The organism is Pseudomonas sp. MLB6B (assembly GCF_054508135.1).
In genome coordinates this window covers 2,822,352-2,842,635 of record NZ_CP199313.1, presented here as the reverse complement: position 1 = coordinate 2,842,635, position 20,284 = coordinate 2,822,352, and the positions used below count along the sequence as shown (strand labels likewise).

Sequence of the window (20,284 nt, the reverse complement as noted above, 5' to 3'; positions counted from 1 at the left end):
CTGATGGGCCGTCAGGCCTTGTCTTGCGCTTCGATGGACGCCGAAATGATCGACCCACCCCAGCGGCGCTCGCCGATGCAGATGGGGACGGGGTTGCCGCTGGCGGTGGTGTTGCGGGCGGAGCCGAAGGCGTAGGACGGCAGATTTTCGGGCGCGCCGCTCATGGACAGGCCTTTGGCTTGAGGGCTGAGCATTTGGATGACGCCTCCGACCATCATGGAGGCTCCCATCATGATCATTGCTGAACCGAAGGGTGAGGCGGCCCCAAATGAAAAACCAGTAATAAGCAGACCTGCAACGACTATTACCGCCCCTACGACAGTTTGAAGCAGGCCTGCGCGCTTGCTTCCTTCGACGACCGGCACAATTCGAACCTCCGTGCATCCGCCCCGGGATAACGCTTCCTGGCCCACATTTATACCATTGCGGAAAATGGCAAAGCGCATACCCAAACGCTGTAGACGTTTTACCTCTTCCTCAAAACCTGGGACGGTCGCTTTCAGTGCCCGGAAAGCCTCGTAAACGCTTCCGCTGTCGAGGATTCGAAAATGCAGCCGCCCGAACTTCTTCGCCAGCGAGCGCGATAACTTGATGATCGTCATTGGATGATAATGATTTGTAGTTGACATGCACGAATCCAGGCAATCAAAAAAGCCGCTCGAAAGCGGCTTCAACTATAGGTTTGCACTGTTTTTTGTCTACAGACAACCTTGTAGAGCTGACAGGCGTTTCTTGGCAATCCAGTTTTCCAACACAACGTAATACTTAACTTCCGAGCCCGTTCCTTGAGGCTTGATATCGGCGAAATATTCCGACCCCACTGTATGAACCGTGTAGCCGGATGAGTGACCCGCTTGAAGGGTCGCGCCCGGAGTGCCACCGAAAATAGGCTGATTTTCCCACTCATATTGCACGCACTTGCCCAAGATCTCATCGGATTTTGTTGAGTGAAATACCTTGTACGGGCCTTTTTGGCGGGCTTCGTTCATGGTTGGGGCAATGCACCCTGCAAGCAATGGCAGCACCAATCCAGCTATCATAATTCGCACGTTGCTTCCTCCCAGAAAACGGCGACTGTAGCAGCCTGGCTAGGCAGCATCTAGATCAAGTGAAAGGCCGCTAACGGCCCGACTAGCCCCGATGGGAGCATTGTGACGCGCAACGAATCGCGACTGAGGGCGTTGCTGGAAAGCTCACTTACCAGTGCCGCGATCGGGTCAGCATCCACGAAGCAATCTCAGGCCGAACAATCTACTGGGGCCGCGCGGACCAAACCACCACCCTTTATGACAGCACAGGAGTACCGGTCTTCCAGAGTTTGATCAATCCCGCTCCAACCGGTAATCCAGTTAATGCGGATCTGGCCAGAAAGCGTGTCGACTCGTTATCTCCGATCGCCCACGACGGTGAATAACTCATGATGGACAAATAATTTGCTTGGCTGTGCGGCTTCCGGCCTAACTAACAGCAACGTTGAACTGTTCGGATTTCACAAGCGTGCAGCCAAGACACGTGTTGTGTCTAAGCTAATGCCAGCTTTCCAGTTGCACACCTCTACCAGCGGCCCCACCGCATTACTTGGCGTTCAGGTGACGCAATACAAGGCGTGTCCGATCAAGCCATGGCCCGCCATACACGATGACCTCCGATGGCCTGCCAAGTAGGTGGTGCAACATGAACGGACCAGGCCCGAACACCTCGACATGCTCACCCGGCAGTTGCGCATCGCTGCCGAGGTAAATCCCCGCATGGTTCGGATGCGCCGTACGGCCCACGGCCATGACGATCATATCGCCGCGCTGCGGCTCGCCCACCGGGTAGAACCCTGCCGCCTCATAGGCCTGTTCGTACAAACTCGGCCCGTCCGCCCGCTCCCACCAGCCCTCCTCCCGTGCATAGGCCGGAAACTCCAGCCCCCACGCGCGGCGGTACCAGTCCGCGCACACCTGCCAGCAATCCCAGGCGCCATGCACGAAAGGCCGTCCGAGCAAAGGAGTGTGGCCGGTGGGCGTGATGCTGCGCAAGTCGCCTTCGGGCCACGACAGGATGTGCCAGGGCAGACCGGTGGCCTCGCACATGGCCAGATCCCGTGGCGAAGGCCGACTGGTCGCGTCGGGGTGCGAGTGGACGATGCCGATGACCTCGCCCTGGTCTTCGGCGGCGGCGTATTGCGCGGGCGAGATGCGAAATTCTTCGGCAGGCTCAGTCGCGGTGTTGGTACAAGGGATGTAGCACTGGGCCGGGCCGGCGGCCACGATCAAGCCGCAGCTCTCCCGCGGGTACTCGGCGGCGGCGTGCGCCTGCACAGCGCTGAGGATGTCTGGATGCATGGTCAACTCCGTGCGATCAGTGAAACGGCCGGAAAGCCTCCGAACGGCAACGGGTTGCCTTGGCCAAAGCGCACGGTGCAGCCCGAATCCAGGCAGCCGTTGCATTGGTCCTTGGCCGGGTCGTCGGTGGGTTTGCCGTCCAGGTCGTGGTAGGGACCGGTATAGCCGCAGTTGGCGCCGCGGTAGCCGGCGATCATTGCCCAGTGGCAGAGCTGGGTCATTTGCCGGCCGATGGTTTCGCCACCGACGTCGCCCGGGCTGGCCAGCTCCCAGGCCACCGTGGTGCCGTTTTCCGCCATTTTCTGGTCTAGATACCAGACCTCGATCGCTTCCTCGGTCGGGTCCGCTTCGGGGTTGCCGTCCGGGAAGTTGTTCGCGTCCAGGTAGCGCGCCAGGGTATGGCGCAGGGTCAGCTTGAATTCGAGCAGGTCGTCGAAGGCCAGGCACAGGGCGGTGATGCGCCCTTCGACGTTGCCCACGGTCAGGGTCGGCCGTACCGACGTGCCGTCGGCGTTGGCGGCGATGCCGTCCAGTTGCAGGGGCCAGGCACCGTACTCCTGCCCCTGCCACCAGATCGACTTGGCCGGCAAGGTGTTGGCCGCATCGCCCGCGGCGGCCAGCTCTTGCGCCGAGTGAGGGATGGCGTGGCTGTGGAAACGCAAGGTGTCGGCGCCGAAGTCCGACCCGTCGAGCTCGAACAGCAGCACTTCGCTGCCCGGCTCCAAGGTCTGCAGTTGTTTGATCAATGACATGGCGATGCCTCAGGGATGGAAGGCGCGCTCGAAGGTGGCGCTGAGCCGGTACAAGCCGCCACCGAGCGGCGTGGACCGCACGTCGGCGCAGGTGTAGAGGCCCAGTTCGCCCAACGGTGGCGTCCAGAGAAAAGCTTTGGCGCCGGCATGCCGGTCGAGAAAGACCAGGATGCGCCGCGCTTGCTCGTGCGAGCCGGTGACGCTGATCGGGTAGCGGTCCTCACGGTTGTTCGGCCCGTCGCCGACCACCTGGCGGTAGCCGTTGCCGAAGCGTGCGGCGCGGGTGCGGTACTGGATCTCGCCGGCTTCGCCGCGCTCGATGTTCCAGCGAAAGGTTTCGATAGCCATCAGCGTCTCCCCTGGCTGCTGCGGTAGCTCATGCCGCCCGGCCGCCAGGACTCGGCCACGGCGCGCTCGGCGGCGGTTTTCATTTGTTGCTCCATGCGTTGCTGCAATAGCTGCGGGTCGAGCTGGCCGCCCTCGCCGCTGCGCTCCTGGGCGTTGGCGTTGACGTTGACCACGGTGCTGACCTGGATCGCCGTACCGCCGCCGCTCGCCGCCTGGAAAGCGCCGGACCTGGGGCTGGACGAACCGCTGTCGATGGCAGTACCTGTGTTGAGGTTTTCCAGGTAGTCGCGCATGCCCGGCTTGCTGACGATTTCTCGGCGCAGCACGAACTCACCGCCATGCACGACGCCGGCGGGTTCGTATTTGCCGCCGTTGCCGGTGTAGCCGCCGTCGGAGAATCCGACGTTGTACTTCAAGCCTGCTGCCGCTTGGCTCAGGTCAGGTGTAAACGACAGGGCGCTTGAGGAACCCGAGGAAGCGGCGCTTGACGAGGCGGCTCCGCCCAGCGCGCTGATCGCCGCGCCAGCCAGGCTCGACAACAGACTCGATGCCGCCTGACGCGCCGCCAATCTGGCCATGTCGGCCAGCACCGATCGCGTGAAGTCGGAAAAGGAAAACTTGCCGGTGAGCGCGAAATTGACGACCGAGTCTTCCATGGATTTGAAGGTATCGGTGAAAAGCGCCTCGGTCTGCTTGGCGACCGTAGTAGCAGTCTCCTGATAACCCTTCAACGCCTTGATGCCACCTTCTTTGGCCTCGTCGCCAAAGAGCGCAAAACCTGTTTTAGGCTTTTCGTCTTTCTCCGATTTGCTGTCTTCGGGAAACAAGCTGGATACGCTATCGAGCTCGGTCTTGACGGGAAAGAGCGGGGTCGTCAAAAGCCTTGAGCTGACTGGCGAATCTTTCTCGAACGCCGGCGTGGGATACGGCATCGCCTCCACACCCTGGGCGGGTAAAGGGACGATACCGGTGACCGACGCTTGTTTTGCATGGGGCGTTTGCCGCGCACGTACAGGAGCATGTGGAGCGATCAGTGCGGCTGGAGGCTTGTGCGGCGTTTGCAGCGCCGTTATCTGTTCTTGCAAAGCTTTTTCGGCACGTGCGTATTTCGCTTCCAGCTCCGGACCGAAGCCGCCCTGCGCGCCAAGGGCATCAGCTTTGGCCGCCCGCAAATCATCCATTCGAAGCTGCAAGCGTTCGAGCTGTGTCATCGCCGCGTTCGCTTCTCGGCCGATCTGCTTTGCAGCCGAGATGGCAGCCTCTTCACTGCGCTGCCTTACAGCCGCCAACTTGGTCGCCGTCTGCTGTTGCTCAAGCTGAAGCTTGAGCTTAGCCAATGCCTCTTCATCCTGCGCCTGGGTGCGTCCCACCGTCATCATGTTCGGGTTTTCATCGAACACAGTGGGATACCGATCATAGTTGCTGGGCGTTTTTATCCTGGTTTCGAGCTCGGCTATCTGCTGAGTCAGCGTCGTTTCCCGACCGATGTTCTTCATTGCATCGAGCGCATGGGCAGCGGCGTTCTGAATGCCTCGCCAGCCACGCTCGACGATGCCCAGGTTGTCGTCGATCTGCTGGGCACGGGTGGCTAGGGTCTCGGCGTAGGCGTCAGTGAGCACCTGGGCCGCAGCCGTCTGGTCGCCCTGTGCCTGTAGTGCTTCGATCTGACTGTAGGTAGACGCAGTCAAAAAGTGGTACTGATCGTTCAGCGCCTTCGCTGCCGTGACAGGATCTTCGGCAATGCGGGCGAACTCGGAAATGGTTGTAGAGACCGATTTGCCGGTGGCGTCCTCCATGGCCAAAGCGGCGCTGGCGATGGTTTCGAAGCTGCCTGTAGCGATCGAACCGTTGCTCGCAAGCTCGGCCAGTGCCGCGGCAGCCTCCCCGATGGTGCCATTGCCAGCCCCGACACGCGCCGCCATGTCGCCCAAGGCATCGGCTGCGACGCCAGCGTACTGCCCGCTGAGGATCAAAGCCCGATTGTAGGCGTCGGCCTCCTTGCTACCCTCGGCATAGCCATACACTACCGCGCCAACGGCCGCCGCAGCGGCGCCAGCGCCCACGGTCAGGGCACCTGCCCCCCTGATCAGTCCTGGCATGAGGGTGTCTATGGCATCGACCACGGTTTTGGCATTGCCAACGGTATCGACCGCAGTATTGAAGCCCTCAAGCGCACCGCCCAGGCCACTGCTAGCGGCGGGCTCGGCGTCCTTGCCGATATTCGCGGCCGGCATGCGGCTCAGATCTGCCTGCTGACGAGCGATTTCGGCCTGTAGATCGCTAAGCGCCTGTAGCTCACTCAAAATTTGCTGCGTAGTGCGCTGCACGTTGGTCAAGGTGGCCGACCAAGCCTTGTCTGCCTTGGTCGCGGCCTGCTCGCTACGCTGGGTAGCGAGGGTGAGTTTGTCGAGGTTGCTGGCTGCCTGGGCAGCCTGTGTGGAGTCAACCCGTACCCTCAATTCGGCAAGTGTTGCCATGGTTTACTCCCTGGATTGCGCCATGACGGCCAGTGCTTCGGCTTCCATGGCGCGCAGGTCGGGGAAAAGCGCCCCCAAGGCGCGGCGCCCGATGCCAAGCATCGAGGCCACGACTGGAAGCGCGGTATAGTCCAAACCGTACGGCCCGCCCGGCGCGATGCGCCATTGCGTGCCCAGTGCCTCGAACACGCGCAGGGCCGGCCACAGATCGGGCCAGACCTGCAGGTCGTCTTCGGCAAGGTCTGCGGCCGTCAGCCCGAACGCGGCCAACTGTTCAGCCCGCGGGCCAGGCGCATAGAGCGCTCTGGCCGCGGCCTTCAGTTTCCCAGGCGGGCCGGGGCATAGGCGCTCTGGTAGGCGTCGATGACGGCCTGGGGCGCCCCGGTGCAAGTCTGCACCAGGGTGTGCAGGGCAGCGTCATCGAACGGGTCGTCCAGATCCCAGCCGAGTACGATCGCCTTGAGTTGCTCGGCCTGGAAGCGGATCTCCTCGGCAGTCATCGTTGCCCAGCTGACGCCCTCCTCCTTGGCGCGGGCGATCAGCGCGTCACGCGCTTCGCCCCACTCGTCGAACAGCTCGGCCAGGGCCAGGCGGTCGAGGTAGCGGAACTCGAACTGCACCTCCAGCGGCGCATGGCCGACCCGCGGCAGCGCCACGCTGGCGCTGAAGGTCGGGTTGTGGGCAAGGGTGATCTTCGCCATGTAGCCTCCTTAAACCGCTGCCAGGTAGCGCAGCGGACGGTTGGACAAGGCGATGTTCACGGTACGGGTCATCAGGCTGTTGCGCTCCATGGTCGGCGAGCTGGAGATGGTGACGTAACCGGTGTAGAGAATCTGGTCGCCGCCAGGCAGCTTCAGACGCACCACGGCCAGGTCCTTGGCGTCGCCATAGGCTTCGATCAAGGACACATAGGCGGCTTCGGGCTGGTCTTCGACGGTGATCGCCAGGGTGATCGGGTTGCGGTTGGTGGGCAGTTGGCGGTCGTCGTCGTCTTCCAGGTAACCGACCGTGAGGTACTGCTGTTCGCCGCCGGTAGCGGTGAAGGCGGTGACCTTGGAGATCTGCGTCCAGTTGCTGGCCGGCAGCACACTGCCGACACCGCTGCCGGCGGTGTATTTGTTGAGGTTGGAGGTGTCCATGCCGTCCAGGCGGAAGGCGTCGGCGGTGACGCCGGTGACCCGTGCGGCACGGTCGTTGATCAGCGACCAGCCGGAGTTGACCAGTACGGTATCGCCGTTCTTCAAGTTATGGCCGGCCGCAGCGGCCGAAGGCGCGGTGGCATTGGTCAGCGCGGTGAAGGCCACGGCTTTGCCCAGGGTGCCGGCGATTTCCAGTACGGCGCCGTTAGGGAGTGGGAAGCGTTCGGTCATGATGTTTTCCTTGGAGGTAGGTATGAAAAAACCCGCCGAGGCGGGTTGGGGTGTTGCGGTACATCGAGGGGTCTGCTCGGCGAAGCGCGCCGATCAGGTTCAATCGATTCGTTTGCAAGCCTGGCGCATCAGCCAACGCTTGCAGCGCAGCCAATAGGTGAGGACCAGCATGTGTCGGATACCGGCCAGGGCCAAGGCCACATGCAGGGTCACCGCCGCAGTGCTGGGGTTGAAGAACAGGTGATCGCCGGCTGCCAGCAAGGCGTAGCCGCTCAGGGCGATCACGGCGTACAGCAGTTTGCCGAACACACCGTCGCGTACCTTGGCGCTGAGCACTGCCCAGCTGGCCCAGAAAGCGATGCCTCCTGCCGCGGTCGCGTTCAAGTACTCGAGGATCATGCGCTGGGCCCTCCGAACTTCGACTTGATGATGGCCCACAGGTCGGCCGCTTTGATGGCTCGCAGGATGGCGGCGATCAACGAGCCGCCGAAAGTGCCCAGCAGAAAGCCCACGCCAGCCACGCTGCGTGGCTCGGTAATGGCGAAATAGCTGCTGACCATGCCGGTCAGGTAATGCGCGCAGGCCATGCCAGTAAGCAGAAACAGCGACCAGGCCTTGCGATCGGTGAGGTCGTCCTTGTGCCAACGGGTCGCGATCAGGGCGCCCATCAAGCCAGCGAAGGCCAGGTCGAACTTGTCGAGCAGCCGGTGTAAGAAATCCATGCGCTCGGCTCCAGAGGCGGGTTCTTGAAAGCGCCTTCCGATGCGAGCCGAAACGCAGGCAATAAAAAACCCGGCGCGGTGGCCGGGTTTCCTGGAAGGCGGTATTTGTTTACAGCTGTGACGATGGGTAAATAGTGCCACCAACCGAGCAGGAACACAATACGTGTTAAGCAATTTTTTTCATTTCATGGATTCTACCTGCGACGGCGGCCAAGGCGCGCTGATCCAGGTCTTCACAACACTCGAACGCCGAGCGCACATGACCGCCCCATTCACGCTCCCAACTCGCCGACGCCAGGCGAATGCCGTAGTGCGCATCCAACCAGGCACGAAAGGCCTCGGGCGCAGCCAGCGGGTCGGCATTGGCCGATTGCCCGCCCTGGTGCATGTAGCGGTAGCGCGCCATCACGCCTTTGACCAGGTATTGGAGCTTTTCGCGTTTGGCGGCCGTCATGCGCGCGGCACGCTGTTGGACCATGAGGAAGACCGTCTCTTCGGCATCCTCCTGCTCGCAGGCATCCAACCGTGGCGCATACATGTAGTTGCCGAACGCGCGTAATGGCCGGCTGAGCCCGGCGATGGCCGCCTGCACGCTGCCGGCCAGGGTTTGATGTACAGCCTGGCTGGCACGGCGCTGGCCCTGAGTGGTCTGCACTTTGGTGCCTAGCTGCGCGACCGATGAGGCGAACACGCTCTGGCTGCTGGTCGAACTATAGGTGCAATCATGCCAAGCTTGGCGGGCGGTATTCAGACGCATGCCATGCCCTCCTCGCTTGTCGCCGGGCAGAAGCCGGGGGCGCAGCGTCGGCGCTGCCGGTAAAGGGCTGGAAGTGGTCCTGTATGGACGATGGTTGATGTGTAGCCTTTGAGTGTGATGGATGAACGCATAATCGGCCTCGGGAGCATCACCGGGGCACGGTCCCGGCATCAGTGAGCCTGGAGTAGCGCGTCGCAGGGCTGAAGGAAGCGACTGGATCGCCACACTTGCTCACCCGTGACAGTCGAAGGCGGATCAGGCATGCTCCGACAACGAACGGACACAGATAAACACGAATAGTGGTTAATGTAAACACGATAAGTGTATGTCGATCATTTCATTTCGTGATGAAATAGCGCCTATGAACGAACCCCTCCATCAGCGCATCAAGCGCCTCCGTAAAGCCTCCGGCCTGTCGCAAGCGCAACTGGCCGAGGCCTGCGGGTGGAAATCGCAATCGCGGGTCGGCAATTATGAAGCCGGCACGCGTGAACCGACCCTGGCGGACATCGGTGCAATGGCCACGGCGCTTGGTGTGGACTCGGCAGAGTTGTTGCTAGACACACCCTCGTCATCACCTTCGGCGACAGCTTCAATGTCTGCCGCTGACATGGTCCGTGAAATGCTGGCCAAAAAAGGCACAGCACTTTCCACCGAAGCCCGCGAGCGGTTGCTGGCCGCCGCCGAAGAACCGACCGAGCCGCCAGTCCACATTGTCGAGGACACTCGCCCAAACCTTGCTGGTGATGAAGTCTGGGTGGCGCATTACGATATTCGCGCCGCCATGGGCGGCGGACAGATCCCCCACGATTATCCGGAGATGCTCCAGGACGTGCGGGTCAGCCCCAAGCGCTTGCGGGAAATGGGCGTGACCTTCACCGAGCACCACCATCTCAAGTTGGTGACCGGCTGGGGCCAATCGATGGCGCCGACCATCAAGCACCGCGATCCTCTACTGGTCGATGTGAGCATTCGCGAGTTCGTAGGTGACGGCATCTACCTCTTCTCCCACGACGACATGCTCTACATCAAACGTTTGCAGAAGAAAGGACGCCAGCACTACAAGATGATTTCCGACAACACCAATCATCCTGCCGAGGATATAAGGGTCGATGAAACCTATATCCAAGCCCGGGTGTTGTTGGTGTGGAACGCCCATTTGGTGTAGCGGCGCTGTGCGAGGGACATGTTGCGCGCCTCTTCCGCATCACCGCCAAACGGTCCTTGCACGGCCGTCGGTGACGGTGGGGTCAAAATGGTGGGTCTTCATGCTCGGCGTTGCGCACCTGCGCAATGCAGTCATCTTGCTCCGACGACGGCCGGCGCCCCCAGCGAACGGTCACACTGTCATCGTCATTGAATGTCAGCGCCAGCTCCGGCGTTTGGCCCAAGGCTTCCAGCATCGACGCCCATTCCGTTTCGCCATCGCTGTGCAGGCGATGGATGGTCACCCAGCGCTGCATCTGCGCGACCGGGTGGTTGATCATCGCAGAGGCTCTGAGATTCAAGCGCTCCAACCCGTTCATCCGTTCAGGGTAAGCGGGCGTGGAGGATCCGTCGGTAGTCACTGCCAATCTCCTATAACTGTATGTACGTCCAGTGTTTTGGCGAGCATACATTAAGCCGTGGGAAACGTGAACCAGGTTTGTAAGCTGATTCGCTAACCAGGTTAAAGAATGGGCTGGCATCCTAGGGAGATCTGGAAAAGGCCATGAGCATCTTTCGACGTCTGCTTGAGCCCTGCAAATCTGCAATATAAACGCTCATCCTGTGGCGGATGAGCCGGGAGAACCGATAAAAAGCCCGGGCCTTAGCCCGGGGTTGAAGGGCTGAAAGGTATTACCGGATCAAGAGGCCGAGTAGTTCCAATGGCTCAAACGCTTGGCGAAATACGGCGTCACCAGCGAAACGGTCGCCGCTTGATCGGCTCGGTCGAGGCTCATCTTCTCGCCGTCCGAACCCGGTCCAGTGATCCACAAGGTGGCAGGTACCTTCTCGGTCACCAGGCGATCCAGCAAGTTCTTCAGCGCCGTGCGCGCTGCATCGGTACTGGGAATACCCACTTCACCGATATAGGTGGCCATCTTGTTGTGGGCCGCATAGGTGAACATCGGGCCGAACACCGTATCGGTGAATACGTTGGCGGCAATTTTATCGTTATCGCTCACGTAGGCGCCGCTCGAACTGCCGTTGTAGTCGCCATAGCCGTGCACTTCCCACACGATCGAGTTCGCAGGGTCGACGATGCGCGATTGCAGATCGCTCGAGTACCGCTCCCAGCTTCTCGCGCTCGCATAGTGCAACCCGCAGATGAACACCGGCTTCCTGGAACTGTTGCGTAGGTACTTCAGCACCGTGTTCATGGTGTTGATGTACAGCGTTTTCATGCCCTCTTCCGTGATGTAATCGGTCGCGCTCGTATTGTCGGTCTGCTCATAAGGTTCGTTGCCCAACCCCCAACCCAACACCATTGGATCGTCGCAGGCCTGAACGAGTTTCTGGTGGAAGTTGGCCAGGTGGATGGCAGTCCAAGCCGCACCGCTGATGCTGTTGTTGTCATTGATCAACACCGGCTCGGTGGCTCTCCATTTGTTGCCTTGATTGCCGGCCTGATTGGCGGGCAGCAGCCGACCGGTCATTTTGCCGTTCGACGTTTCGTAGCGCATCAGGCGCATGTAGTGGTGCGGATCGGGAATGATCTTGGCTTGGCCATTGGAGTCCTCTCGTATCCAGCCCAGCATTTCCTTCCATTTGCTGACGAACGTCGCGTCGAGGCTTGCGCCCTGCCCTGGCAGCCCTTCGTTGGTAAGGCCGATCGCGCGTTGTACCTCGAAAGGAAAACGGATCAACCGGACGCCGCGCTGTTTGACCCACAGGGTGATCGTATCGCGCGACGGCCAGAAATAATGCGTACCGGCCTCGCCTGGGACGATCTGACGAGCGTTGGCATGGGAACCGAGGTTGATCCCCAGAAGCGGGATATCGGTCAGCGTATTGATGCCAGTGCTTGAGTTAGCCATGGTTTGATGCCTCGTGTTGAGTAGGGTTTGAGGGCAGTCGGGCTGCTCTGTCCACGCTCTGAGGCGTTAGCGCTGGGCTCGAGGCCCTAAGGTGATTCATCGTTCCGCAACGGGAACATTTGATCTGAAGCTCGGTGTATTCGCCTGTGCGAGCGAGCAGTCGATTGCATTTGCCACAGCGGCAGTCGGTCATCATGTGCGAGGCCTTTTGGTGTTTGCCACCCCTTTTGCAGGGACGTTGAGCGCTGGCTTGCCTGGTTGGCGGCTGGCTTGTATGCCATGGGGACAGGGAGGCGCGTGCGCTGCCTCCGCTCAGTGTTTGGTCCGCCATAGAAACGACAAAGCCCCGAACGTGTCGGGGCTTTCAGGTTTTTGCGGGCACAAAAAAACCGGCGCTTGGGCCGGTTTTTTTCGAAGCTGCCCAAGGCATGACTTCAAGAGTGGGGAAACTTTGCCACTACCCGTTCGGGAATGCAACAGCCTTTTGCATGCTTTGTGCGAACGTTGAGCTTGGGGCGCTTCGTGTGCGGGAACGGCACGCGACGATATGGATAGGTTTGGCCGCCGGGGGTGGGCCAGAGGTCGGCCGTAACGGCTGTCGAAGCCGTAGGGAAAGATGGAGTTAAGAAAAGAACAAATTCTCGGGAAATATGGTATCCACGGAGGGCTCGCGCGGGCCGGGACCGACAATCTTGATGGGAGGCGGGCTTGAAACGGAGAGGCCACGCAAAATTCACGCAAATGAAAAAGGCCACTCCTTACGGAAATGGCCTAGATCATTGAGGTATTTTGGTCGGGACGGAGTGATTCGAACACTCGACCCCTTGCACCCCATGCAAGTGCGCTACCGGGCTGCGCTACGCCCCGACACGTTCTCGGTACCGCTGAGAACGGAAAGAAATGTAACCTAAGCATTTGATAATTGGAAGCTTTTTTTCAAAAAAATCCAAGCTAGCCTTGGTTCACTTCTTCAATACGACCAGCACATCTTCCAGCTCGGTAATCATCTGCCGAATCAGTTGCTTGTACTGGGTCGTATCGTCCTTCGCTTCATCACTGGACAGGCGTAACCGCGCGCCACCGATGGTAAAGCCTTGGTCGTACAACAACGCCCGAATCTGACGGATCATCAGCACATCCTGTCGCTGGTAATACCGCCGGTTACCACGTCGTTTGACCGGGTTGAGCTGCGGGAACTCTTGCTCCCAGTACCGCAATACGTGCGGCTTTACCGCGCAAAGCTCACTGACCTCACCAATGGTGAAGTAACGTTTGCCCGGAATGGGGGGCAGCTCGTCGTTATGGCTTGGTTCCAGCATAGGCCTCAACCCGGGCTTTCAGTTTCTGCCCTGGACGAAAGGTGACGACTCGGCGTGCAGTGATCGGGATCTCTTCCCCTGTTTTGGGGTTGCGGCCCGGACGCTGACGTTTGTCGCGAAGATCAAAGTTGCCAAAACCTGACAACTTGACCTGCTCGTTGTCTTCAAGTGCATGTCGTATTTCTTCGAAAAACAACTCGACCAGCTCTTTGGCCTCGCGCTTGTTAAGCCCCAGCTCCTCGTACAGCCTCTCGGCCATCTCAGCTTTCGTCAGAGCACCCATACGCTATTTCCTTAACGTGGTGTTCAACTTCTGTTCGAGCGAGGTGAGAATAGTTTGCAGGGTGGCGTTCACCTCATCGTCATTAAGAGTGCGCGATGGATGCTGCCAGGTCAAGCCGACGGCCAGGCTTTTTCTATCAGGATCAATACCTTTACCTTGGTAGACGTCAAACAGCTTGAGGTCGGTCAACCACTCGCCTGCATGGTCTCGAATAATGCTCAGAACGTCGCTGGCTGCTACATCGCGGCCTGCGATCAGCGCCAAATCTCGACGCGTTTCAGGGAACTTGGACAGCTCCTTGAAGGCAGGCAGACACCCTTCAACGACTTCACTCAATAACAATTCGAAAACAAATACCGGCCGATCCAGATCCAGCGCGCGCGCGAGTTCGGGATGGATGGCGCCTACGAAACCCACTTCCTTGCCGTCGCGCTCGATACGAGCGGTTTGCCCAGGATGCAAAGCGGGATGTTGCGCTGCCTTGAACGTGAAGCTGTTCAGGCTGCCCGCATAACCGAGCACGGCTTCCACATCCGCCTTGACGTCGAAGAAGTCGATACCGTCGCGGCCATTGGCCCAACCCTCGGGCACGCGGCTGCCAGTGACGACACCAGCGAGCATGGGCTCTTGCTTGAGATCGCCCAACTGGCCGACGAAGCGCAGGCCACTTTCGAACAAGCGAACCCGATCCTGCTGGCGATTGAGGTTGTGCTGGAGCGCCTTGACCAGACCCGGCCACAGCGAAGCACGCATGGCCGCCATGTCGTTAGAGATGGGATTGGCCAGTTGTAGAGGCTCGATACCTGGACTGAACAGCTCGAACAGTTTTGGATCGATGAAACTGTAGGTGATTGCCTCTTGATAACCACGGGCGACCAACAAACGACGCAGGGTTGGCAGTTCACTGCGTGCTTCCTGACGTGCCTGAGGCGCCAGGCGCGCCTGCGGATAGCGAACCGGCAGGTTGTTGTAACCGTACAGACGCGCCAGCTCTTCGATCAGGTCGACTTCAAGGCTGATATCGAAACGATGCGATGGCACACTTACAGTCCACTGCCCTGCCCCTGCGGGCTGTACGCCCAAGCCCAGGCCGTCGAGCAGTCGCTCGATCTGAGCGGCATCCATTTCCATCCCAAGCATCTGGCTGACACGCTCGGCGCGCAGCGTGATCGGCGCGATGTGCGGCAGGTGCTGCTCACTCACGCACTCGATGATCGGGCCGGCTTCGCCGCCAACGATATCCAACAGCAGACCCGTCGCGCGCTCCATCGCCTCGCGGGCCAGATCGGAATCGACGCCCCGCTCGAAACGGTGCGAAGCGTCGGTGTGCAAGCCGTATGAACGCGCCTTGCCCGCCACGGAAATGGGCTCGAAGAATGCGCTTTCCAGGAACAGATCACGGGTCTTCTGAGTGTCGACGCCGCTGTGCTCGCCACCCATGACGCCTGCGATGGCCAATGCCCGGGCGTGGTCGGCAATCACCAGGGTGTCGCCACGCAGGGCAACTTCCTGACCGTCCAGCAACACCAACTTCTCGCCCTCTTCGGCCATGCGCACTTGGATACCGCCGTTGATCTCGGCCAAGTCGAACGCATGCATCGGCTGACCCAGTTCGAGCATCACGTAGTTGGTGATGTCGACAGCCGCATCGATGCTGCGCACGTCGCTGCGCCGCAGGCGTTCGACCATCCACAGCGGCGTGGGCTTGCTCAAGTCCACATTGCGGATGACCCGGCCCAGGTAGCGCGGACATGCCGCCGGCGCCAACACCTGCACCGGGCGCTGCTCTTCATGCACAGCGGCAATCGCTGGCACGTGCGGGCGGCTGACGGGTACGCCGTACAGTGCGCCTACTTCGCGGGCCAGACCTGCCAGTGACAGGCAGTCGCCCCGGTTTGGGGTCAGGTCCACTTCGATGCTGGCATCGTTAAGATTGAGATAGGCGCGAATGTCTTCGCCGACGGGAGCGTCAGCGGCCAGCTCGAGCAGACCGTCGTTCTCTTCACTGATCTGCAGCTCTGCAGCCGAGCACAGCATGCCGAACGATTCGACACCGCGCAGCTTGGCCTTCTTGATCTTGAAATCGCCCGGCAGCTCGGCACCGATCATGGCGAACGGAATCTTCAGGCCAGGGCGCACATTGGGTGCGCCGCAGACGACCTGGAACGTTTCTTGACCGTTGCTGACCTGGCAAACGCGGAGCTTGTCCGCATCCGGGTGTTGTTCGGTGGCGACCACTTCGCCTACCACGATACCGCTGAACTGGCCTGCGGCGGGCGTCACGCTATCCACCTCCAGACCGGCCATGGACAGACGGGCGACCAATTCGTCGCGAGAGACGTGCGGGTTTACCCAACCGCGCAGCCACTGTTCACTGAATTTCATGCTGTTCTCCTGAGATATGCGTCAAGTACGGGCTAGCGGAACTGCGCGAGGAACCGCAAGTCGTTGTCGAAGAACAGACGCAAATCGTTGACGCCATAACGCAACATCGCCAACCGCTCGGCACCCATGCCGAAGGCGAAGCCCTGATAGGTTTCGGGATCGATGCCGGACATGCGCAACACATTGGGATGCACCATGCCGCAACCCATGACTTCCAGCCAGCCGGTCTGCTTGCAGACGCGGCAGCCTTTGCCGGAACACATCACGCATTGAATGTCGACTTCTGCGGACGGTTCGGTGAACGGGAAGAAGGACGGGCGGAAGCGTACGGCCAGTTCCTTTTCGAAGAATACCCGCAGGAATTCTTCGATCGTGCCCTTGAGGTCGGCGAAGTTGATGTCGCGATCGACCAGCAAACCCTCGACCTGATGGAACATCGGCGAGTGGGTGATATCCGAATCGCAGCGATATACACGGCCCGGACAGACGATGCGAATCGGCGGCTGGCTCGACTCCATGGTGCGCACTTGTACCGGCGAAGTGTGCGTGCGCAGCAGCATGTTGGCGTTGAAGTAGAACGTATCGTGCATCGCCCGCGCAGGGTGATGACCGGGAATATTGAGCGCTTCGAAGTTGTGATAGTCGTCTTCGACCTCAGGACCTTCGGCGATGCCGTAGCCGATGTGGGTGAAGAATTGCTCGATGCGCTCGAGGGTACGGGTAACGGGGTGCAGCCCACCGGTAGTCTGACCGCGGCCTGGCAAGGTAACGTCGATGCACTCGGCCGCCAGACGGGCGTTGAGTTCAGCTTCTTCGAATGCCGCTTTGCGGGTGTTGAGGACGACGGTGACACGTTCCTTGGCATCGTTGATCAGCGCGCCGACCTTGGGCCGCTCATCAGCCGGCAGATTGCCCAGGGTCTTCATCACCTGAGTCAATTCGCCCTTCTTGCCAAGAAATTGGACCCGGATCTGTTCCAGGGCATTGATGTCTTCAGCGCGCTCCACGGCCTCAAGGGCTTGGGAGACCAGCGCATCCAGGTTTTCCATGTACAGACTCCAGATACAAAAATAGGGGAAGAGCTTTGAAGGCTCTTCCCCTATCGATGACGTTTTACACCCGCAGACGCTAAGCGCCTGCGGATGATTGTCGTGGGTACTTAAGCCAGAACGGCTTTAGCTTTCTCGACAATTGCAGCAAACGCCGCTTTTTCGTTCACTGCCAGGTCAGCCAGAACTTTGCGGTCGATTTCGATCGACGCTTTTTTCAGGCCAGCAATCAGACGGCTGTACGACAGACCGTTGGTGCGTGCACCGGCGTTGATACGAGCAATCCACAGTGCGCGGAACTGACGCTTCTTCTGGCGGCGGTCACGGTAGGCGTATTGACCCGCCTTGATGACAGCCTGCTTGGCAACACGGAATACGCGCGAACGTGCACCGTAGTAGCCTTTAGCCAGTTTCAGGATTTTTTTGTGACGCTTGCGAGCGATGACGCCGCGCTTTACACGAGCCATGAGTAACTTCCTCTATCTTTGACCAGAATTAACGAACGCGCAGCATGCGCGCGACTTTTGCGACGTCGGACGGGTGCAGCATGCTGCTACCACGCAATTGACGCTTACGCTTGGTCGACATTTTGGTCAGGATGTGGCTCTTGAAAGCGTGCTTGTGCTTGAAGCCGGTCGCCGTTTTCAGGAAACGCTTCGCAGCACCGCTCTTGGTTTTCATTTTTGGCATGTTGGAACTCCGCATTCGATAAAATTACACATAACCATCAGGCCTGCCGTGCCCGGGAGGTTATTTCTTTTTCTTGGGGGCGATGACCATCATAAGTTGGCGTCCTTCCATCTTAGGATGCTGCTCAACGGTGCCGTATTCGGCGAGGTCAGCTTCGACCCGCTTCAACAGCGCCATGCCCAGCTCCTGGTGGGCCATCTCACGACCACGGAATCTCAACGAGATCTTGGCCTTGTCCCCATCTTCAAGGAAACGTACCAGGTTGCGTAGTTTTACCTGGTAATCTCCATCCTCCGTCCCTGGACGAAACTTGATTTCTTTGATCTGGATGATCTTCTGGTTCTTCTTCGCCGCAGCCTGCTGCTTTTTCTTCTCGAACAGGCTTTTGCCGTAGTCCAAGACTTTGCACACAGGCGGTACAGCGTCAGCAGAAATTTCTACCAGATCCAGCTTCGCTTCTTCAGCGATACGAAGTGCTTCGTGGATCGAGACGATGCCCAGCTGTTCACCGTCAGCACCGATTAACCGAACCTCTTGAGCCGAGATATTCTCGTTGATCGGGGCCTTCGGTGCAGCACGTTTATCGTTTCTCATTTCACGCTTAATAGTCATTACTCCGATTCTTGGCGACCACGCCGGGAAACCGCTTGCGAGAGTAGCTCGGCAAATTGCGCGACGGGCATCGAGCCCAGGTCAGCGCCTTCGCGGGTGCGTACGGCAACGGTTTGCGTTTCGACTTCGCGGTCCCCTATAACCAAAAGGTACGGGACCTTGAGCAAAGTATGCTCGCGGATTTTAAAGCCGATCTTCTCATTTCTCAAGTCGGACTTGGCACGAATTCCGCCAGAAGCCAACATTTTTTCCACATCCAGGGCGAATTCGGCCTGTTTGTCGGTGATATTCATGATCACTGCCTGGGTCGGCGCCAGCCAGGCCGGGAACACGCCAGCGTAATGCTCGATGAGCATGCCGATGAAGCGCTCGAAGGAACCCAGAATGGCCCGGTGCAGCATCACCGGACGCTTGCGGGCGTTGTCCTCGGCGATGTAGCTGGCGTCCAGCCGCTCCGGCAGGTTCGGATCGTATTGCAGCGTGCCGCATTGCCAGTTACGGCCCAGGCAATCGCGCAAGGTGAACTCGATCTTCGGCCCATAGAAGGCGCCTTCGCCCGGTTGGTATTCCCACTCCAGGCCCGATTCGTCGAGCGCATCGGCCAAAGCGGATTCGGCACGGTCCCACAGCTCCTCAGAACCCACACGCTTGGCGGGGCGCGTGGACAGCTTCATGGCGATGTCCGTGAAGCCGAAGTCCTTGTAGACATCCAACGTCAGACGAATGAAATCAGCCGCCTCTTTCTTGACCTGATCTTCGGTGCAGAAGATGTGCGCGTCATCCTGCGTGAAGCCACGCACCCGCATGATGCCGTGCAGCGCACCGGAAGGCTCGTTGCGGTGGCACGCACCGAACTCGGCCAGACGCAGCGGCAGGTCGCGGTAAGATTTGAGCCCCTGATTGAACACCTGCACGTGGCACGGGCAGTTCATCGGCTTGACCGCGTAGTCGCGACTTTCCGACGAGGTGGTGAACATGTTTTCCGCGTAGTTGGACCAGTGCCCGGAACGCTCCCACAAAATTCGGTCCACCACTTGCGGCGTCTTGATTTCGAGGTAGCCGTTGATGCGCTGGACGGTACGCATGTACTGCTCGAGCACTTGGTAGATAGTCCAACCGTCCGGGTGCCAGAACACCATGCCCGGCGCTTCTTCCTGCAAATGGAACAGGTCGAGCTGCTTGCCGATCTTGCGGTGGTCGCGCTTTTCGGCTTCTTCGATGCGCTGGATGTAAGCTGCCAACTGCTTCTTGTCAGCCCAGGCGGTGCCATACACGCGCTGTAACTGCTCGTTCTTGGCATCGCCGCGCCAGTAGGCGCCGGACAGCTTGGTCAACTTGAAAGCCTTGAGGAAGCGGGTATTCGGCACATGCGGACCACGGCACATGTCGACGTATTCTTCGTGGTAGTACAGACCCATGGCCTGTTCGTCAGGCATGTCTTCGACCAAACGCAGCTTGTATTCCTCGCCACGCGCGGTGAACACGTCGATGACTTCGGCACGCGGGGTCATCTTCTTGACGACGTCGTAGTCCTTTTCGATCAACTGCTGCATGCGCTTTTCGATCGCCGCCAGATCGTCTGGCGTGAAAGGCCGCTCGTAGGCGATGTCGTAATAGAAGCCCTCGTCGATCACCGGGCCGATGACCATGCGCGCGGTCGGATACAGCTGCTTCACTGCGTGGCCGATCAGGTGGGCGCACGAGTGGCGGATGATCTCCAGTCCCTCTTCGTCTTTAGGGGTGATGATCTGCAACGTGGCATCGCGCTCGATGAGCTCGCAGGCATCGACCAGCTTGCCGTCGACCTTGCCGGCCAGGGTGGCCTTGGCCAAGCCTGCGCCGATCGAGGCGGCGACGTCGGCAACGGTTACGGCATTGTCGAACGAACGTTGACTGCCATCGGGAAGAGTAATGGTGGGCATGGCGCCTCCTCTCCTAGTGGTGACCCCTACCAAAGGTCACGTGGGTTGGGATGAGCCAGTACAAGATCCGGTCTGCCTTCACGATGTGAAGCCTGCCTCACGGCGGCAGAAGCCTTTCGGCTTGATCAGAAACGAACCAGAGTGACTGGAAGGTAATAAAGAAGAATTCGCAATGCCCCGCTGGGCGTATTGCGAGCCGAGCATGCTAGCACGCGGGTTTGCGGGCAGTGCAGAAATATTTGGACTGC

The 20,284-nt window shown here is 59.8% G+C and carries 24 protein-coding genes and 1 tRNA gene; 1 reads left to right on the top strand and 24 read right to left on the bottom strand.

The window, feature by feature from the left end; translation table 11 throughout:
- Window positions 1–11 precede the first annotated feature (11 nt).
- The 12 genes from ACSMEV_RS12740 to ACSMEV_RS12685 form a co-directional block, all read right to left on the bottom strand.
- Complete coding sequence (locus tag ACSMEV_RS12740; RefSeq protein WP_459205458.1) at window positions 12–629, bottom strand: tail assembly protein; 618 nt, start codon at window positions 627–629, stop codon at window positions 12–14.
- Between the two features lie 69 nt (window positions 630–698).
- A complete protein-coding gene (locus ACSMEV_RS12735) occupies window positions 699–989 on the bottom strand; it encodes a hypothetical protein (protein ID WP_459205457.1) in 291 nt (96 codons plus the stop codon).
- Window positions 990–1,574: 585 nt separating this feature from the next.
- Complete coding sequence (locus ACSMEV_RS12730; protein WP_459205456.1) at window positions 1,575–2,330, bottom strand: C40 family peptidase; 756 nt, start codon at window positions 2,328–2,330, stop codon at window positions 1,575–1,577.
- 2 nt (window positions 2,331–2,332) lie between these two features.
- The gene (locus tag ACSMEV_RS12725) at window positions 2,333–3,082 is read right to left on the bottom strand and encodes a phage minor tail protein L (RefSeq protein ID WP_459205455.1); all 750 of its coding nucleotides are present in this window, start codon (window positions 3,080–3,082) and stop codon (window positions 2,333–2,335) included.
- Window positions 3,083–3,091: 9 nt separating this feature from the next.
- Window positions 3,092–3,430 (bottom strand): phage tail protein, encoded by a 339-nt coding sequence (locus tag ACSMEV_RS12720; protein WP_296267713.1) that lies wholly within the window; start codon window positions 3,428–3,430, stop codon window positions 3,092–3,094.
- Complete coding sequence (locus tag ACSMEV_RS12715; protein WP_459205454.1) at window positions 3,430–5,907, bottom strand: phage tail length tape measure family protein; 2,478 nt, start codon at window positions 5,905–5,907, stop codon at window positions 3,430–3,432. Before ACSMEV_RS12715 ends, ACSMEV_RS12720 begins: the two co-directional genes overlap by 1 nt.
- 3 nt (window positions 5,908–5,910) lie before the next feature.
- Window positions 5,911–6,177, bottom strand: a complete 267-nt coding sequence (locus tag ACSMEV_RS12710) for a DUF1799 domain-containing protein (protein WP_296267709.1) — start codon at window positions 6,175–6,177, stop codon at window positions 5,911–5,913.
- 47 nt (window positions 6,178–6,224) lie between these two features.
- Window positions 6,225–6,608: a phage tail assembly chaperone gene (locus ACSMEV_RS12705; protein ID WP_459205453.1), complete on the bottom strand. Its 384-nt coding sequence runs from the start codon at window positions 6,606–6,608 to the stop codon at window positions 6,225–6,227.
- 9 nt (window positions 6,609–6,617) lie between these two features.
- Window positions 6,618–7,277, bottom strand: coding sequence for a phage tail protein (locus ACSMEV_RS12700; protein ID WP_459205452.1), 660 nt, complete (start codon window positions 7,275–7,277; stop codon window positions 6,618–6,620).
- Window positions 7,278–7,376: 99 nt separating this feature from the next.
- Window positions 7,377–7,676, bottom strand: coding sequence for a hypothetical protein (locus tag ACSMEV_RS12695; RefSeq protein WP_459205451.1), 300 nt, complete (start codon window positions 7,674–7,676; stop codon window positions 7,377–7,379).
- Window positions 7,673–7,999, bottom strand: a complete 327-nt coding sequence (locus ACSMEV_RS12690; RefSeq protein WP_459205450.1) for an MFS transporter — start codon at window positions 7,997–7,999, stop codon at window positions 7,673–7,675. Before ACSMEV_RS12690 ends, ACSMEV_RS12695 begins: the two co-directional genes overlap by 4 nt.
- Window positions 8,000–8,165: 166 nt before the next feature.
- Window positions 8,166–8,756 carry a hypothetical protein gene (locus ACSMEV_RS12685; protein ID WP_459205449.1) on the bottom strand — a complete coding sequence of 197 codons (591 nt, stop codon included), beginning with the start codon at window positions 8,754–8,756 and terminating at the stop codon, window positions 8,166–8,168.
- A 361-nt stretch (window positions 8,757–9,117) separates the two neighbouring features.
- Between ACSMEV_RS12685 and ACSMEV_RS12680 the strand changes: the two genes are divergently transcribed.
- On the top strand, window positions 9,118–9,924 hold the full coding sequence (locus ACSMEV_RS12680) for an XRE family transcriptional regulator (RefSeq protein ID WP_459205448.1): 807 nt from the start codon (window positions 9,118–9,120) through the stop codon (window positions 9,922–9,924).
- Between the two features lie 82 nt (window positions 9,925–10,006).
- Here ACSMEV_RS12680 and ACSMEV_RS12675 read toward each other — a convergent pair whose 3' ends face one another.
- The 12 genes from ACSMEV_RS12675 to thrS all read right to left on the bottom strand — a co-directional run bounded on the left by ACSMEV_RS12675 (window position 10,007) and on the right by thrS (window position 20,036).
- Complete coding sequence (locus tag ACSMEV_RS12675; protein ID WP_459208339.1) at window positions 10,007–10,282, bottom strand: DUF1654 domain-containing protein; 276 nt, start codon at window positions 10,280–10,282, stop codon at window positions 10,007–10,009.
- 321 nt (window positions 10,283–10,603) lie between these two features.
- Window positions 10,604–11,776 (bottom strand): cellulase family glycosylhydrolase, encoded by a 1,173-nt coding sequence (locus tag ACSMEV_RS12670; RefSeq protein WP_459205447.1) that lies wholly within the window; start codon window positions 11,774–11,776, stop codon window positions 10,604–10,606.
- Window positions 11,769–11,972, bottom strand: a complete 204-nt coding sequence (locus ACSMEV_RS12665) for a Com family DNA-binding transcriptional regulator (RefSeq protein ID WP_296267695.1) — start codon at window positions 11,970–11,972, stop codon at window positions 11,769–11,771. The genes ACSMEV_RS12670 and ACSMEV_RS12665 overlap by 8 nt, the downstream gene beginning before the upstream one ends.
- A 594-nt stretch (window positions 11,973–12,566) precedes the next feature.
- Window positions 12,567–12,643, bottom strand: a tRNA-Pro gene (locus ACSMEV_RS12660).
- Between the two features lie 95 nt (window positions 12,644–12,738).
- A complete protein-coding gene (locus tag ACSMEV_RS12655) occupies window positions 12,739–13,095 on the bottom strand; it encodes a MerR family transcriptional regulator (protein WP_151926229.1) in 357 nt (118 codons plus the stop codon).
- A complete protein-coding gene (gene ihfA, locus ACSMEV_RS12650; protein ID WP_009394049.1) occupies window positions 13,076–13,378 on the bottom strand; it encodes an integration host factor subunit alpha in 303 nt (100 codons plus the stop codon). Before ihfA ends, ACSMEV_RS12655 begins: the two co-directional genes overlap by 20 nt.
- Window positions 13,379–13,381: 3 nt before the next feature.
- Complete coding sequence (gene pheT / locus ACSMEV_RS12645; protein WP_459205446.1) at window positions 13,382–15,763, bottom strand: phenylalanine--tRNA ligase subunit beta; 2,382 nt, start codon at window positions 15,761–15,763, stop codon at window positions 13,382–13,384.
- 32 nt (window positions 15,764–15,795) lie between these two features.
- Window positions 15,796–16,812 (bottom strand): phenylalanine--tRNA ligase subunit alpha, encoded by a 1,017-nt coding sequence (pheS, locus tag ACSMEV_RS12640; RefSeq protein ID WP_296267688.1) that lies wholly within the window; start codon window positions 16,810–16,812, stop codon window positions 15,796–15,798.
- Between the two features lie 110 nt (window positions 16,813–16,922).
- On the bottom strand, window positions 16,923–17,279 hold the full coding sequence (gene rplT, locus ACSMEV_RS12635; RefSeq protein WP_003250671.1) for a 50S ribosomal protein L20: 357 nt from the start codon (window positions 17,277–17,279) through the stop codon (window positions 16,923–16,925).
- Between the two features lie 28 nt (window positions 17,280–17,307).
- Window positions 17,308–17,502, bottom strand: coding sequence for a 50S ribosomal protein L35 (rpmI, locus tag ACSMEV_RS12630; protein ID WP_028696462.1), 195 nt, complete (start codon window positions 17,500–17,502; stop codon window positions 17,308–17,310).
- A gap of 60 nt (window positions 17,503–17,562) precedes the next feature.
- A complete protein-coding gene (gene infC, locus ACSMEV_RS12625) occupies window positions 17,563–18,114 on the bottom strand; it encodes a translation initiation factor IF-3 (protein ID WP_296267683.1) in 552 nt (183 codons plus the stop codon).
- Window positions 18,114–20,036: a threonine--tRNA ligase gene (gene thrS / locus ACSMEV_RS12620; protein WP_459205445.1), complete on the bottom strand. Its 1,923-nt coding sequence runs from the start codon at window positions 20,034–20,036 to the stop codon at window positions 18,114–18,116. Before thrS ends, infC begins: the two co-directional genes overlap by 1 nt.
- Window positions 20,037–20,284: the final 248 nt, after the last annotated feature.

Bases quoted from the DNA above. Each gene is read 5' to 3' on its own strand.
- ACSMEV_RS12670 (WP_459205447.1), bottom strand. From the start codon at position 11,776: ATGGCTAACTCAAGCACTGGCATCAATACGCTGACCGATATCCCGCTT.
- ACSMEV_RS12665 (WP_296267695.1), bottom strand. From the start codon at position 11,972: ATGATGACCGACTGCCGCTGTGGCAAATGCAATCGACTGCTCGCTCGC.
- ACSMEV_RS12690 (WP_459205450.1), bottom strand. From the start codon at position 7,999: ATGGATTTCTTACACCGGCTGCTCGACAAGTTCGACCTGGCCTTCGCT.
- pheT (WP_459205446.1), bottom strand. From the start codon at position 15,763: ATGAAATTCAGTGAACAGTGGCTGCGCGGTTGGGTAAACCCGCACGTC.
- pheS (WP_296267688.1), bottom strand. From the start codon at position 16,812: ATGGAAAACCTGGATGCGCTGGTCTCCCAAGCCCTTGAGGCCGTGGAG.
- ACSMEV_RS12675 (WP_459208339.1), bottom strand. From the start codon at position 10,282: ATGAACGGGTTGGAGCGCTTGAATCTCAGAGCCTCTGCGATGATCAAC.
- ACSMEV_RS12695 (WP_459205451.1), bottom strand. From the start codon at position 7,676: ATGATCCTCGAGTACTTGAACGCGACCGCGGCAGGAGGCATCGCTTTC.
- infC (WP_296267683.1), bottom strand. From the start codon at position 18,114: ATGACTATTAAGCGTGAAATGAGAAACGATAAACGTGCTGCACCGAAG.
- ihfA (WP_009394049.1), bottom strand. From the start codon at position 13,378: ATGGGTGCTCTGACGAAAGCTGAGATGGCCGAGAGGCTGTACGAGGAG.
- thrS (WP_459205445.1), bottom strand. From the start codon at position 20,036: ATGCCCACCATTACTCTTCCCGATGGCAGTCAACGTTCGTTCGACAAT.
- ACSMEV_RS12685 (WP_459205449.1), bottom strand. From the start codon at position 8,756: ATGCGTCTGAATACCGCCCGCCAAGCTTGGCATGATTGCACCTATAGT.
- ACSMEV_RS12705 (WP_459205453.1), bottom strand. From the start codon at position 6,608: ATGGCGAAGATCACCCTTGCCCACAACCCGACCTTCAGCGCCAGCGTG.
- ACSMEV_RS12730 (WP_459205456.1), bottom strand. From the start codon at position 2,330: ATGCATCCAGACATCCTCAGCGCTGTGCAGGCGCACGCCGCCGCCGAG.
- ACSMEV_RS12700 (WP_459205452.1), bottom strand. From the start codon at position 7,277: ATGACCGAACGCTTCCCACTCCCTAACGGCGCCGTACTGGAAATCGCC.
- ACSMEV_RS12740 (WP_459205458.1), bottom strand. From the start codon at position 629: ATGTCAACTACAAATCATTATCATCCAATGACGATCATCAAGTTATCG.
- ACSMEV_RS12735 (WP_459205457.1), bottom strand. From the start codon at position 989: ATGAACGAAGCCCGCCAAAAAGGCCCGTACAAGGTATTTCACTCAACA.
- ACSMEV_RS12680 (WP_459205448.1), top strand. From the start codon at position 9,118: ATGAACGAACCCCTCCATCAGCGCATCAAGCGCCTCCGTAAAGCCTCC.
- ACSMEV_RS12720 (WP_296267713.1), bottom strand. From the start codon at position 3,430: ATGGCTATCGAAACCTTTCGCTGGAACATCGAGCGCGGCGAAGCCGGC.
- rpmI (WP_028696462.1), bottom strand. From the start codon at position 17,502: ATGCCAAAAATGAAAACCAAGAGCGGTGCTGCGAAGCGTTTCCTGAAA.
- rplT (WP_003250671.1), bottom strand. From the start codon at position 17,279: ATGGCTCGTGTAAAGCGCGGCGTCATCGCTCGCAAGCGTCACAAAAAA.
- ACSMEV_RS12725 (WP_459205455.1), bottom strand. From the start codon at position 3,082: ATGTCATTGATCAAACAACTGCAGACCTTGGAGCCGGGCAGCGAAGTG.
- ACSMEV_RS12715 (WP_459205454.1), bottom strand. From the start codon at position 5,907: ATGGCAACACTTGCCGAATTGAGGGTACGGGTTGACTCCACACAGGCT.
- ACSMEV_RS12655 (WP_151926229.1), bottom strand. From the start codon at position 13,095: ATGCTGGAACCAAGCCATAACGACGAGCTGCCCCCCATTCCGGGCAAA.